Source organism: Spirochaetota bacterium (genome assembly GCA_004297825.1).
GTDB lineage: Bacteria > Spirochaetota > UBA4802 > UBA4802 > UBA5368 > FW300-bin19.
On the sequence record SCSX01000086.1, the window covers coordinates 44111 to 57826 of the forward strand.

Genomic DNA, 13716 nt, shown 5'->3' on the forward strand with positions numbered 1-13716 from the left:
ACCGCAGAACCGATACACCCCGAAGCTGATACGACGATCAGCTTTCGAAGCCCCCATGGCAGCCCGGGTCCAGGCACACGCGCGATTGCATATATCTCAATTCACACACAGTAAGGAGAACCGCCTTGATCATATCGGAAAAGAAACTGGAAAACGCACGGATGGAAATAACGCTCGAGGTTCCCGAAAACAGGGTGGAGCTCGAATACAAATCGGTGCTCGATAAAATAAAAAACAACGCAAAGCTTGACGGATTCCGGAGGGGGAAGGCCCCCCTCGAAGTCATCGAGCGCAAGTTCATGGAAGCGGCCGACCAGGAAGTCGCCGAGAATTTATTGAAGAGCACCTACCTCGACGCGGTGACCGAAAAAAGCTATCGCCCCATCGCGCCCCCCGAATTCACCTTCGACAAGGTGTCGCGGGGGCAGGGGTTCAAATTTTCCGCGGTATTCGAAACCATCCCCACTGTCGAGATGGTTTCATACAAGGGTGTCGGCGCGAAGGAGCGAAGCTGCGAGGTCACTGACGCGGACGTCATGCGGGAGATCGACTCGCTACGCGAGCGCAACGCCACGGTCTCCAAGAAGGAAGACGGCGCGGTCGTGGAGAAGGGCGACTTCGTAAAGATCAAGGTGAAGCGAATCGACGACGTGGACCCCGCGGAGGCCGACAAGGTCGAGTTCAAGGAATATTCGATAATCGTGGGCAAGGACAAGGATGAAGGCAGCTTCGATGACGCGCTCAAGGGGATGAAAACAGAAGAGCTGAAAGAAGTTAAAATGAAATACTCGAAGGATTACTCTGTGAAAGAGCTCGCGGGGCAGACCGCGCGTTACATTCTGGGGGTAACCGAAGTCAACAAGCTCATCCTGCCCGCGCTCGATGACGATTTTGCCAAGGACCTGGGGGAGTACTCCACCCTGGACGACCTCAAGAAAAAGATGCGCGAAAACCTGGAAACCTATGTTTCACAGAAAGCAAAGAGCGAGGCGAAAGGCCAGCTCATGAAAGAAATCGTCACCCACAGCACATTCGATATCCCGAACTCGCTTCTGGAAAAAGAGATGTTTGCCCTTTTTAAGAAGGTGCAGGAGCGTACCGGGTATACCGCGCAGAATATTAACGAATTCGCCGCGGCGTTGGGATTGAACGCGGAGGATTTCGAAAAGCAGCTTCGTGAGGAGGCGCAGGCGAACGTTAAATCGACGCTGGTGCTCTCCGAGATCGGTTTCAAGGAAGAGCTCAAGGTACCCGAGGAAAAATTCCGGGAATTCGTGGAATTGCTCGCGCGCCGATACAACAAGCCGGTGGAGGAGCTCCTTCAGACTATCGAACAGAACGGTTCCCGGGAGTCGATCGAATCCGAACTCCTTCTGGATACCGCGCTTGATTTTATCTATATAAACGCGACTATTTCTAAGCAGAAGAAGGTTTCCCTCCAGGAATTCATGAAGGGAGAATAATTTTTGAAGATCGCCCGGAATTGTGCTATATAAATATTTAGTGAAACGGGGAGTCAGGGCGGTGCGTTCAATCCGCCAAAAATGGGTACGGTAACCATAGTCACGGTGCCGACACATATCCTAACAAGTGTTTTCCTAAAAAAACGTGAGAGGTAAGATACAGATGAGCCTTGTACCAATGGTTATTGAGCAGACTTCGCGCGGGGAACGCGCATACGATATCTATTCCCGTCTGCTGAAAGACCGGATCATTTTCCTGGGTGAGCCGATCGACGATCACATTTCCAGCCTGATCATCGCGCAGATGCTCTTCCTCGAAGCCGAGGACCCGGACAAGGATATTTTCCTTTATATCAATTCGCCCGGCGGCGTGGTGACCTCGGGCATGGCGATTTACGACACCATGCAGTATATCAAACCCGATGTCGCGACTATTTGCATAGGGCAGGCGGCATCCATGGCGTCGCTGCTTCTCGCGGCGGGCGGGAAGGGCAAGCGATCCGCGCTCCCCAATTCAAGAATCATGATCCACCAGCCTTCCGCCGGATTCCAGGGGCAGGCCAGCGATATAATGATCCACGCGAACGAAATACTGAAGATAAAGAAGAGGCTCAACGATATATATAGCCGGCATACGGGACAGCCGGTGGAGAAGGTGGACCGGGACCTTGACAGGGACTTCTTCATGGATCCCCTGGAAGCGCTGGAATACGGGCTTATCGACAAGGTGATCGAGAAAAAGGCGGCCTCGTAAGTGGTTTTTAACGGCCGGCGCATTATTTTTAATACGGGAGACCATGGTTCCTGATTGGGACCATGCCCTTTTAAAGAGGGAGTATGGCGACTAAAAAGAAGGATAGCGGGACCAAGCTGAGTTGTTCGTTCTGCGGGAAGAATCAGGAAATCGTGAAAAAGCTCGTCGCGGGGCCGGGCGTATACATCTGCGACGAATGCATCGAGCTCTGCAACGAGATCGTGTCCGAAGATTGGGAATCGACCAACCTCGAAAAAAATTTCGGAAACCTTCCCAAGCCCGTCCAGATAAAGGAAATTCTTGACCAGTATGTTATCGGCCAGGAGGAAGCGAAGAGGGTTCTTTCGGTTGCCGTGTACAATCATTACAAGCGTATCGCCTCGAACACGGGAATTCGCAAGGACGATGTAGAACTGGAGAAAAGCAATATTCTGCTTATCGGGCCCACGGGCTCGGGCAAGACCCTGCTCGCGCAGACCCTTGCGAAGATTTTGCGCGTTCCCTTCGCCATCGCCGACGCGACGTCGCTCACCGAGGCCGGGTACGTGGGCGAGGATGTCGAAAATATCCTCCTCAGGCTGATCCAGAGCGCGGACGGCGATGTAAAGCGCGCCGAGATGGGAATCATTTACATCGATGAAATCGACAAGATATCACGGAAATCCGAGAATCCTTCCATCACCAGGGACGTGTCCGGTGAGGGGGTACAGCAGGCCCTTCTCAAGATTATCGAGGGCACGGTCGCGAACGTTCCGCCCCAGGGGGGAAGGAAGCACCCGCACCAGGAATTCATTCCCATAAACACCAAGAATATCCTTTTCATCTGCGGGGGAGCATTCGTCGGATTCGAAAAGCTGGTCCAGAAGCGGCTTGGCAACAAGGCAATGGGATTCGGTGCAGATATCAAATCGGTGAAGGAGATCAAGATTGGCAACCTTCTCGCGGAATGTAATACCGACGACCTCATCAAATTCGGTCTGATACCCGAATTCGTTGGACGCCTTCCCATAGTCTCCGCGCTCCAGGAGCTTGACAGGGAGGCGCTCAAGCGAATCCTGATCGAGCCGAAGAATGCGCTGGTTAAGCAGTTCCAGAAAATATTCTCATTCGAAGAGGTGGAGCTCGTTTTCTCGGATGAGGCGATTGACGAAATCGCGAACATCGCGCAGGAAAAGGAATCGGGCGCCAGGGGCCTGCGCTCCGTACTCGAAAAGCTCCTCATGGAGCTCATGTACGAAATCCCCACACGCGAAAGCGTCGCGAAAATCGTCATTTCGAGCGGTTTCATAAAGGGCCTGGAGCCGGCGTTGATATCGTATAAAGTCGAAGAAGAAAAGTCAGCGTAGCTGACAGGGTGAACCAACAATGAAGCGAACTATCGATTATTCGAAAAAATATCCGCTCCTCCCGCTCCGGGACGTGGTGGTTTTTCCTCATATGGTAATACCGCTGTTCGTGGGAAGGGAGAAATCAATCAACGCCCTCGATGCGGCGATGAAGGGCGACCGTCTCATCGTGCTCGCCACCCAGACGGAGGCGCAGCTTACCACTCCCCGCAAGGAGGACCTTTACGAGGTGGGCACGGTTTCCGAGATTTTGCAGTTGCTCAAACTTCCCGATGGCACCATCAAGGTGCTCGTCGAGGGACTTTCCCGCGCCTATATCAGCGATTTCGGCGAGAAAAACGACGAGTACTACGAGGTCGAGACGCGGGATATCGAGCGTTCCCTGGAACAGGACTCCGATGTTCCCGCCATGAAGCGGCTCATACTGGAGCATTTCGAGAAATACATCAAGCTGAACAAGAAGGTGCCCCAGGAGGCGCTTACCACGGTAAACGGCATCGAGGACATCTCGCACCTGACCGACGTGGTCGCTTCGTATATCGCCATGAGGCTCGAGCTCAAGCAGTCGCTTTTGGAGATCGGCAACCCGAAAGACCGTATGGACAAGCTTATCGAGCTCATCAACGGTGAGATCGATATCATGTATATCGAGAAGAAGATCCAGGGCAAAGTCCGGAAGCAGATGGAGAAGACCCAGAAGGAATACTACCTGAACGAGCAGATGAAGGTGATCAAGAAGGAGCTGGGACAGGGCGATGACGGCACCGACGAGATCGAGGACCTGAAAACCTCCATCGAGGACGCCAAGCTCAACAAGGAAGCTAAATCGAAAGCGCTCAAGGAGCTCAAGCGCCTGGAGAAGATGCCCCCGCTTTCGGCCGAATCGGCGGTGGTCCGGTCGTACATCGAATGGTTAAGGGACGTTCCCTGGCACAAGAAAACCACGGATAACCGCGACATCGATCACGCGATGGATGTCTTAAACGAGGACCACTACGGGCTCGACGAGGTGAAGGAGCGCATCATCGAATTTATCGCCGTACGCCACCTGTCCAAGAAGCTCAAGGGCCCCATACTCTGCTTCGTGGGTCCTCCCGGTGTGGGCAAGACTTCGCTCGGGATGTCCGTCGCGCGCGCGCTCGGAAGGAAATTCGTCCGCATGTCGCTCGGCGGGGTGCGGGACGAGGCCGAAATCCGCGGGCACCGGCGCACCTATGTAGGTGCGCTTCCCGGGCGCATCATCCAGATGATGAAAAAGGCCGGAACGATCAACCCGGTGTTCCTGCTGGATGAGGTCGACAAGATGTCGATGGACTTCAGGGGGGATCCGTCATCCGCGCTCCTGGAGGTTCTCGACCCCGAACAGAACAATGCCTTCGTCGACCATTACATGGAGGTGCCGTATGACCTGTCCGATGTCATGTTCATCACGACGGCCAACGTGCAGCACCGCATCCCGCTGCCCCTCCAGGACAGGATGGAGATCCTCGAAATTACAAGCTATACCGAACCGGAGAAGCTGAATATCGGGATAAAATTCCTGCTTGCGAAACAGGTCGCCGAAAACGGGCTCACGATGGACAACATAGAATACCCGGAAGACATGATGCTGTTCACGATACGGCACTATACCAGGGAGTCGGGCGTGAGGAGCCTTGAGCGTGTGATCGCGAAGGTATGCCGCAAGGTGGCACGGGACGTGGTGAGGCATGGCAAGGATTATAAGAAAATCCTCACCGAATCCGACCTCGTGGAATACCTGGGCGCCAAAAAATTCAAATACGGCACCAAGGAGCAAAAGAGCGAAGTGGGTCTCGCCAACGGTCTTGCCTGGACGGAAGTGGGCGGCGATATTCTCCAGATAGAGGCTTCACTCATCAAGGGCAAGGGCGCCCTTATACTCACGGGCCAGCTCGGCGAAGTCATGCAGGAATCCGCCCATGCCGCGTTCACCTATGTCAAAGCCAACCAGCAGTACTTCAACATCGCCGAGGAGACGATCAAGCGTTTCGACCTTCACCTTCACGTGCCCGAGGGCGCGATTCCCAAGGACGGGCCGTCGGCGGGGATCACCATGGGAGTTGTCATGGCGTCCCTCCTTTCAAACATACCCGTCCGATGCGACGTTGCCATGACAGGGGAGATTACGCTCCGCGGCAAGGTTCTGCAGATTGGCGGACTCAAGGAAAAAATTCTTGCCGCACACCGTGCCGACATTCATCACGTGGTCATTCCCAAGGATAACGAAAAGGATTTGGAAAAGATACCGGAGTACGTGCGCAAGCAGATGGTATTCCACCCGGTAAGCACCATGGAAGAGGTTCTTTTCCTGGCGCTTGAAAACCCGGGGGGGTTCTTCAAAGACCAGGAAAAAGCGAAGATGCTCCAGGACAGGCTGGGCGAATCCATGGCGGATAACGCGGACAGGGGCGCCGGGGATCACGGAACCGGCGAGCTTCCCACAAACGGCCCCGTTAATGCCTGAGCGGTAACGGAAGCATCGTCTTTATGAAAACGCCCCGCATCTAACGCGGGGCGTTTCGTTTTATTCCTTCACGAAATGTACTATGATTTTATTCGAGGTGTCCTTGTAAGGATCGAGCGCAGAATTCGAATACATTCCCTTGAGTGCGAACCCGTTATCGGCGACGAAACGTTCTATTTCCTTTCGATCAAATGCGCGCATGACATGCTTGTCGCGCAGCGTATCGCTCCTGTCCCCGCAGGCGACCAGGTACACGTAGCGGACCTCGACAATGGTCCTTGGGGCGCTGGTCAGGAGCGCGAATCCCCTCCTGCGCTCGATGTTCCTGTCCTTGTAGCGTATCATCGAAACCGTGGACATGGGCTTCGATGATATCTCGCGCACCGGGTTTGCGTTCCACACCTCGAAAAGCGCCGCGCCGCCCGGTTTGAGCGCCCGCCATGTATTCCACAGCACCTTGTCGACATCTGCGTCATCGAGCAGGTAATCGAACGAGCCAAAGAGGCATGTAACGATGTCGAATTGCTCGTAATAATCGAACGAGAGCATATCCTGGCGGAGAAAGGAGATCGAGGGGGACTGATTCCGCTTCCCGGCGATGGCAAGCATGTCCTCGCTCGAATCGATTCCCGTGCAGCGGAATCCGCGCGACGCCAGCATCCCCAGGTGTTCGCCGGTTCCGCATCCAAGGTCGAGAATCGTGGGATCGGGATTTGCGCCTGTTATCGTACGGATGAGAGAAAGGTCCGCCTGGATGTTCCGATGCGCTTCTTCAATCGCGAAGTAGTATTCGGCCAGTTCGTGGTAGAGCTTCATTCCGGGTCAGAATACCATCATGGGAAACTTTTTATTCAGGTAGCCGATAAGGTGGGATTCGATATCGATCGTGGTTTCCAGGTCCATGAGGTCCTCGACCAGCTTTTCGCATTCGCTGATCTTTACCGAGCGCACCATGCGCTTGATCTGGTACATGAAGGCGGTGCCCATGGAAAAATTGCGCAGTCCCAGGCCCAGCAGGAGCATCGTGTACTTTGGCTCTCCCGCCATTTCCCCGCAAATCGAGATGGGGGTACCAGTGCTGTTGGCGATCTCGACCACGCTCTTCAAGAGTCTTAGAACGGCGAGATTCAGCGGATTGTAGAGATAGGCGATTTTCTCGCTTATCCTGTCCACGGCGATGGTGTACTGGACCAGGTCGTTGGTTCCGATCGAGAAGAAATCCGCGTAATGCGCGAGCTTGTCGGCGTTGATCGCGGCGGACGGCACTTCTATCATCATGCCCAGCGGGATCTCCCGGTTGAAGGGGACCTTCTCCCGCCGGAGCTCATCCATGGTTTCGTGGACTATTGCGCGCGCCTTGATGATCTCCTCGATGGTGGAAATCATGGGAAACATGAGCTTGGCGTTGCCATATTCACTCGCGCGCAGGATCGCGCGAAGCTGGGTGCGGAAAAGCGATTCGTTTTCCAGGCTGAAGCGGATCGCGCGGCAGCCAAGAAACGGATTGCGTTCGCGGGACTGCTTGTTATACGCATAGATCTTGTCACCGCCCACGTCGAGCGTGCGTATGGTGACGGGCATCGGCTTGAAATACTCGAGCACCTTTTTGTACGCCTGGAACTGGCGCTCTTCGTCGGGAAGGGCTTTGTCCAGGAATAGAAACTCGGACCTGAACAGGCCTATTCCCTGGGCCCCGTGCTGGCGCAGCATCTCCATTTCTTCGGGTATCTCGATGTTGCCGTAGATGTGAATGACCTCGTTGTCGATCGTGGTCGAGGGGAGGTGCGTAAGCTTCGCGAGCTCGGCTTCGAGTTGTACCAGGTCCTCCTGGTAGGTGGTGTATTCGGCGATCTCGTCGGGCGTAGGATCGACGACGACTTTTCCATGAATCGCATCGACGATGACCATGTCGCCGTCCAGCACCAGCTCGGTACCGTTGAGGGTGCCCACGATCGCGGGTATCTCGAGGGCGCGCGCCATGATCGCCGTGTGCGAGGTTCGGCCCCCGCTGTCGGTGACGAAGGCGAGCACGTAGCGCTTGTTCATCATCGCGGTGTCGGAGGGGGTGAGATCCGTCGCGAAGACGATCACCTCTTCCTTTAAATCCTTGAGCGATTCGGTGGTCGTTTTCTGGAGATTGTTCACCAGTCGCTTGTTGATGTCGGAAATATCGATTATGCGCTCGCGCAGATAAACGTCCTCGATGGAGCCGAGCCCCTTGATGAGATCGAGCGAAATGTCGTTGATGATCCATTCCGCGTTGCGCTTCTCTTCGCGAATCCTCCGCATGACCTTTTCCGCGACGATGGGATCTTCAAGCACCATGAGATGGCTGGAGAATATATCAACCATGTCCCTCGAAAGCGTTTTCGATATCTGTTCCTGGATATCGAGAATGTCGTTTTTCGTTTTCTCGAGGGCAGCGTGATAGCGCTTCAGCTCGTCCTCGACCTGGTCTTCACCAATGGTGTACTTGGGAATGATAATGTTGTTGCCGCGATACAGGTAGACCCTGCCGATTTTTATCCCGGGGGATGCGATGATTCCAGTAATAACAGTGCGCATAAAAATTCCCGATTGACTTGTCTGTATCCTTATGGACGCAAAACCAGAGTTAGTAAAGAAAAAAAGGACCTGTCAAGAGCAAAATACCGCGCCATGTCAATAATTGATTTTTTAGTTTGATTATTATGAATGTTGTTCATACCTTATAATTCAGAAAAACCATGGAGCATGACATGCGGGGCCGGAGACATGATTCCACGGAGATTGTTGTCGCGCTGATGCTCGCGTGTGCGGGCTCGTGCCTGGTGTGCAGTTCCAAGGGGGAAACAACCGTGGATCGATTAAAAGACATCATGGTGAAAAAGCAGATCGAGGCGCGCGGGGTGACCGATACGCGCGTCCTTGAAGCCATGAGGTCCATCGACCGGCACCGGTTCGTTCCGGAGGAGAATATCACGAGCGCGTACGAGGATCACCCGCTTCCGATTGGATACGGCCAGACGATTTCGCAGCCCTATATCGTCGCGCTCATGACCGAGCTCTGTGAGCTCAAAGGGGAGGAGAAGGTCCTGGAAATCGGCACCGGTTCCGGGTACCAGACCGCGATCCTCTCCACGCTCGCGGCCGCGGTCTACTCGATAGAGATCGTGGAGCCCCTGGGAAAGGCCGCGGCATCACGGCTTACCGCGATGGGATATAAAAATATCCGGACGCGCGTGGGGGACGGATACCAGGGGTGGCCCGAAGCGGCGCCGTTCGACGTGATCATCCTCACGGCAAGTCCGCCCGCGGTGCCGCAAACCCTCCTGGATCAGCTGCGCGACGGCGGCATAATGGTGGCGCCGGTAGGCGATTTCAACCAGGAGCTCGTTACGATAAGGAAGCAGAACGGCGCGGTGAGCCAGCGTACCGTGACCTATGTGCGCTTTGTCCCCATGATCCGGGGGAGATGATCACGGATAGAAGGGCAGCCGGTCGATTCCCGCCGTTTCATCGAAACCCAGCATAAGGTTCGCATTCTGCACCGCGTTTCCCGATTGCCCCTTCATGAGATTATCGATCACGCTCGTAACGAACAGCATACCCGTGCGTTCGTCCACCATGGGACGGATCACGCACAGGTTCGACCCGCGCACATCGGTCGTATTGGGCGAGGTGTCGATCACTTTGACGAAAGGCTTGTCCGCGTAATAAGCCCGGTAGATATCCAGGACGTCGTTCGTGGAGCACCCAACTGGTGCAGGCGCGTAGGAGGTCACAAGTATCCCCCGACTGAGGGGCACTATCTGCGGAACGAAAAGAATTTTTACCGGCTCTGACCCCCTTTCGTTCAGAACGTTTTCGACCTCGATGAGATGCTGGTGCCTTCCCTCGCGGTAGGTGTTCACGTTTTCATAGCGCTGCGGGTAGAAGTTGCTTTCGCCCGGGTTCTTTCCGGCACCGGAGACGCCGGTCTTCCCGTCGCAAATCACGGGACCGGGGCCGATAAGCTTTTTCTCCACGGCGGGCAGCAGGCCCAGCGTCATGCAAATCGCGAAACAGCCGGGATTCCCCACGAGCTTCGCGCCGCGGATGCGGTCCGCGTAGATCTCCGGAAGACCATATACCGCATCGGCCAGCGTATCGGCGGCGAGATGCCCGGTTTCCATCCCCTTGTTTTTTGCGTAGACCGCGTACTCGTCGGTCGTTTTAAACCTGAAATCCCCGCTGTAATCTATTACCGGTATGCCCCTGTCGCGAAACTCCCGGATGAGCGTCATTCCCGCGCGGTCTGGCGTCGAGAAAAAGGCGATATCGGCACCGCTGTAATCGATATCTTCGGGGCGGCCCACCACCATGTCGAAATATCCCCGCAGGTGCGGAAAAACCCTGCTGATGGGGACGCCGGCATCCTTGCGCGCCGCGATCTGCGTGATTTGAATGCCCGGGTGGCGCAGCAGTATCTCGATGAGGCCCAGGCCCCCGAACCCCGTCGCGCCGATAATAAGTGCCTTTTTCATGAGATTCCTCCGCACGTGGAAAGCGATTTGTAGTAGAGCCGCCGGGGAAGTAAATGATTTTTTTGCCGGTAAACCCGTCAATTCTCACTGACGAGGCGAGGGCGTAATTTGACCGAGTCGGTCACGTCGAGGATGATGCCTTCAATGCATTCGGACCTGCCGTGTTCGTCGCACACGGGCCTCCCGCGTTCGAGAAAGTGCCTGACGCCGCCGTCCTTGTGCATGAAACGGTATTCGATGGTGAATGCGGTCCCGTTAAGAAGGGCTTCGCGGACGGTACAGGCAACCCGTTCGCGGTCCTCCGGGTGAATCCGGCATTCGATGCGGCATGGCCCGCCGGGGTTCAATTCCTCCGGCGGGAAGCCCGTGATTTGCCGGAGCATGTCGTTGTAGAAACAAGTCTCGCTTCCGTCGTTAAGGCTCGTGCGATATACGATGCCGGGAAGATTTTCGGCCAGCGATCGGAAGAAGTTTTCATTTTCATCGATCCGGGCTGAGGACTCGGCGCGCTCCGTGATGTCGCGCGCGACGAACACGGCGCTCATGATCTCGTTTCCGTCGCCCATGAGCAACCTGCCGTGCGTTTCGAGAAGAAGGTAATGGCCGTCCCTGTGCCGATAGCGATATCGGACACGTCCCGTCATGGTGTCGCCCGCCGCTTTTTTCACCGCATCCATGACGATTCCCACGTCCTCGGGATGAATTCCGTCGAATATGTGCGTCCCCAGTTTTTCGTCCGGATCGAATCCCGTAAGCTGCCGGAAGGACGGACTCAGGTAGACGATGATGCCCTCGCGGTCTACCTGGCAGATTATGTCCTGCATGTTGTTCGCGATTAGCTGTAGGCGCTCCTCGTTTTTCCGGAGCGCCTCCTCGGCCGATTTACGCTCCGTGACGTCCTGGATCGCGGTGATTACGCGGCACAGGCGCTGCTGGGATTCGTCCCATTCCGGGTACACGGTCGCGTGTATCCAGTGAAGCGCGCCGGACTTTGCAAGGACCCTGAAATCCCCGGATACCGGCTCCCCGCGTCTTAAAAGGTCCATAGAACGGAAGAATAGCGGCATATCGTCCCGGTGTATCGCCCTGGCCCAGGATTCGATCGATGCGAGCTCGCCCCGCGCATAGCCGAGTTTTTCCCGGAAATAATTGGTGGACCATTCCAGGTGAAACGAGCCGTCGGGGTCGATCCGGACGCTGCTGGCGCCGTCGCTCACCAGCTCGGAAAGGAGGCGGTACCGATGCTCGCTCTCCTTCAGTTTTTTTTCGAGCGTGTGACGGTGAATTGCCGTCTCGATGGAAGAAAACAGCTCGCTTGCTCCCACCGGCTTGACCAGGTAGCCATAGGGATAGGTTTCCTGGGCGCGATCGAACGTGCCCCTGTCCATATGGGCCGTAAGGTAGACGATGGGGACGTCGCACTCCCTTTGTATCTGACGGGTGTATTCGATTCCGTCATCGCCATTTTTTAGTACGATGTCCATTATGACGGCACTGGGCGCGAGGGTTCTTGCGGCCTGGAGGGCATCCCTGCCGCCGGAGAACGTTCCGACAACCGAGTAGCCTATGCCCTCCAGCGTGAGCCGCAGGTCCTCGGCGATTATCGGTTCATCTTCTACTATGAGAATTTTTTTTCCCATCATCGGCTCACAGGCAAGATATCCCCGCAAGCGTACGGTTGAAACCGGAAAATTGCAAGCAAATTGTCTTGACAATACGGTCTGTAATGTTTAATTGCAATTCGTTTAAATCCAGGTTTCCGCGTTTTGCGCGTGCATTTACGGGAGGGCGAATATGAAAAAATACAATGTGGTGGTCCTGGGCGCGACGGGCGCCGTGGGAATCGAATTCCGGAAAATACTCCTTGAGCGGAAGTTCCCCATCGACAAGATAAAATTCCTGGGAAACACGACCGTGGGGAACGAGATAGATTTCGGCGGACGCACGGTGAAGGTCGAGGCGGTGGCGGACGGCTGTTTCGACGGATACCAGATAGGCCTCTTCTCGGCCGGCGCCTCGATCAGCAAGCAGGTTGCGCGCAAGGCCGCCCAGGCGGGATGCGTGGTCGTGGATAACAGCTCGGCATGGCGCATGGAGCCCGATGTCCCGCTCGTGGTACCGGAAGTAAACCCGAATGACGTAGACTGGAACAAGGGCATAATCGCCAACCCGAACTGCTCCACCATACAGATGGTGGTCGCGCTCAAACCCATCCACGACGCCGCGCGCATTACGCGCATCGTGGTGAGCACCTACCAGTCGGTATCGGGTACGGGCCTGAAGGCGATCGAGGAGCTCAATATCCAGACGCGCGACATCGTCCAGGGAAAGCCCATATCCCAGCGAAAGGTATACGCGCACCAGATCGCGTTCAACGCCCTCCCGCATATCGACGTCTTCCTTCCGAACGGTTATACCAAGGAAGAAATGAAGATGGTTCTCGAGACCAAGAAGATCATGGGCGACGATTCCATTCGCGTCACCGCGACCACCGTGCGCGTGCCCGTCCTGTACGCGCACTCGGAATCGGTGAATATCGAAACCGGGAAGAAGATTACCCCGGACGAAGTGCGCGCGCTTCTAAGGGGCTTCCCCGGTGTCACCGTCGTGGATGATCCTTCACGGAACGAGTATCCGCTTGCGACGGACGCGACGGGAAAGGACGATGTGTTCGTGGGACGCATCCGCGAGGATGAATCGATCGCGAACGGAATCAACATGTGGGTGGTATCTGACAACATCCGCAAGGGCGCGGCGCTCAACGCGGTGCAGATCGCCGAACTGCTCATAAAGAAGAACCTCGTCTAGCGGCGATTATTCGGAATCGGGGTAGCGCTGGCGGATGGACCTGAGAAGGTCCAGTGTCTCGAAAAAGATATCGACAAGCTCGGGGTCGAACTTTGTTCCCCTGAGCTTTTTTATCTCATCGATCACCGAATCCTCCTCCCAGGCGTTCTTGTAGACGCGGCGGGAGGACAGCGCGTCATAGACGTCGGCGAGGGCGACGATTCTCCCGTAAAGGGGGATTTCGTCCTCCTTGAGCCCGCGGGCGCGGCCATTGCCGTCGAATTCCAGGGGTTTTCCCGTTTCGACCTCGATGCGGCCCGGATACCCGGTCCCGTCCCAGTTCTCGTGGTGGGTGAGCGCGACCGTGGAGGCGACC

The 13716-nt window shown here is 55.7% G+C and carries 11 protein-coding genes; 6 read left to right on the forward strand and 5 right to left on the reverse strand.

The genetic code is table 11. The features are described from left to right. The first annotated feature begins 125 nt into the window (after positions 1–125). The 4 genes from tig (at position 126) to EPN93_19270 (ending at position 6048) form a co-directional block, all read left to right on the forward strand. On the forward strand, positions 126–1463 hold the full coding sequence (gene tig / locus EPN93_19255) for a trigger factor (GenBank protein ID TAL30739.1): 1338 nt from the start codon (positions 126–128) through the stop codon (positions 1461–1463). A 163-nt stretch (positions 1464–1626) separates the two neighbouring features. Further along, positions 1627–2217 carry an ATP-dependent Clp endopeptidase proteolytic subunit ClpP gene (clpP, locus tag EPN93_19260; protein ID TAL30740.1) on the forward strand — a complete coding sequence of 197 codons (591 nt, stop codon included), beginning with the start codon at positions 1627–1629 and terminating at the stop codon, positions 2215–2217. Positions 2218–2300: 83 nt separating this feature from the next. Beyond that, the gene (gene clpX, locus EPN93_19265; GenBank protein ID TAL30741.1) at positions 2301–3563 is read left to right on the forward strand and encodes an ATP-dependent Clp protease ATP-binding subunit ClpX; all 1263 of its coding nucleotides are present in this window, start codon (positions 2301–2303) and stop codon (positions 3561–3563) included. 19 nt (positions 3564–3582) lie between these two features. Continuing rightward, positions 3583–6048 (forward strand): endopeptidase La, encoded by a 2466-nt coding sequence (locus EPN93_19270; protein TAL30742.1) that lies wholly within the window; start codon positions 3583–3585, stop codon positions 6046–6048. Between the two features lie 60 nt (positions 6049–6108). Here EPN93_19270 and EPN93_19275 read toward each other — a convergent pair whose 3' ends face one another. Both EPN93_19275 and ptsP read right to left on the reverse strand, forming a co-directional pair. After that, the gene (locus EPN93_19275) at positions 6109–6864 is read right to left on the reverse strand and encodes a class I SAM-dependent methyltransferase (GenBank protein ID TAL30743.1); all 756 of its coding nucleotides are present in this window, start codon (positions 6862–6864) and stop codon (positions 6109–6111) included. Positions 6865–6870: 6 nt separating this feature from the next. Beyond that, positions 6871–8613: a phosphoenolpyruvate--protein phosphotransferase gene (ptsP, locus tag EPN93_19280; GenBank protein ID TAL30744.1), complete on the reverse strand. Its 1743-nt coding sequence runs from the start codon at positions 8611–8613 to the stop codon at positions 6871–6873. 218 nt (positions 8614–8831) lie between these two features. Between ptsP and EPN93_19285 the strand changes: the two genes are divergently transcribed. Continuing rightward, complete coding sequence (locus EPN93_19285) at positions 8832–9506, forward strand: protein-L-isoaspartate(D-aspartate) O-methyltransferase (GenBank protein ID TAL30749.1); 675 nt, start codon at positions 8832–8834, stop codon at positions 9504–9506. On the opposite strand, the gene argC is transcribed toward EPN93_19285, so the two are convergent. Both argC and EPN93_19295 read right to left on the reverse strand, forming a co-directional pair. Next, a complete protein-coding gene (gene argC, locus EPN93_19290; GenBank protein TAL30745.1) occupies positions 9507–10553 on the reverse strand; it encodes an N-acetyl-gamma-glutamyl-phosphate reductase in 1047 nt (348 codons plus the stop codon). It abuts the gene before it with no gap. 77 nt (positions 10554–10630) lie between these two features. Next, the gene (locus EPN93_19295) at positions 10631–12196 is read right to left on the reverse strand and encodes a PAS domain S-box protein (GenBank protein ID TAL30746.1); all 1566 of its coding nucleotides are present in this window, start codon (positions 12194–12196) and stop codon (positions 10631–10633) included. 151 nt (positions 12197–12347) lie between these two features. Here EPN93_19295 and EPN93_19300 point away from each other — a divergent pair, with 151 nt between their 5' ends. Next, positions 12348–13361, forward strand: a complete 1014-nt coding sequence (locus EPN93_19300) for an aspartate-semialdehyde dehydrogenase (GenBank protein ID TAL30747.1) — start codon at positions 12348–12350, stop codon at positions 13359–13361. 6 nt (positions 13362–13367) lie between these two features. Here the strand turns inward: EPN93_19300 and EPN93_19305 are convergent. Then, positions 13368–13716 (reverse strand): phosphohydrolase (locus tag EPN93_19305; GenBank protein TAL30748.1); only part of this gene is annotated, 349 nt, incomplete at its 5' end.

What these genes read in the sequence shown, in the direction of transcription:
- EPN93_19270 (TAL30742.1), top strand. Translation starts at nt 3,583, where the DNA reads ATGAAGCGAACTATCGATTATTCGAAAAAATATCCGCTCCTCCCGCTC.
- clpX (TAL30741.1), top strand. Translation starts at nt 2,301, where the DNA reads ATGGCGACTAAAAAGAAGGATAGCGGGACCAAGCTGAGTTGTTCGTTC.
- argC (TAL30745.1), bottom strand. Translation starts at nt 10,553, where the DNA reads ATGAAAAAGGCACTTATTATCGGCGCGACGGGGTTCGGGGGCCTGGGC.
- EPN93_19300 (TAL30747.1), top strand. Translation starts at nt 12,348, where the DNA reads ATGAAAAAATACAATGTGGTGGTCCTGGGCGCGACGGGCGCCGTGGGA.
- EPN93_19285 (TAL30749.1), top strand. Translation starts at nt 8,832, where the DNA reads ATGCTCGCGTGTGCGGGCTCGTGCCTGGTGTGCAGTTCCAAGGGGGAA.
- EPN93_19275 (TAL30743.1), bottom strand. Translation starts at nt 6,864, where the DNA reads ATGAAGCTCTACCACGAACTGGCCGAATACTACTTCGCGATTGAAGAA.
- ptsP (TAL30744.1), bottom strand. Translation starts at nt 8,613, where the DNA reads ATGCGCACTGTTATTACTGGAATCATCGCATCCCCCGGGATAAAAATC.
- clpP (TAL30740.1), top strand. Translation starts at nt 1,627, where the DNA reads ATGAGCCTTGTACCAATGGTTATTGAGCAGACTTCGCGCGGGGAACGC.
- EPN93_19295 (TAL30746.1), bottom strand. Translation starts at nt 12,196, where the DNA reads ATGATGGGAAAAAAAATTCTCATAGTAGAAGATGAACCGATAATCGCC.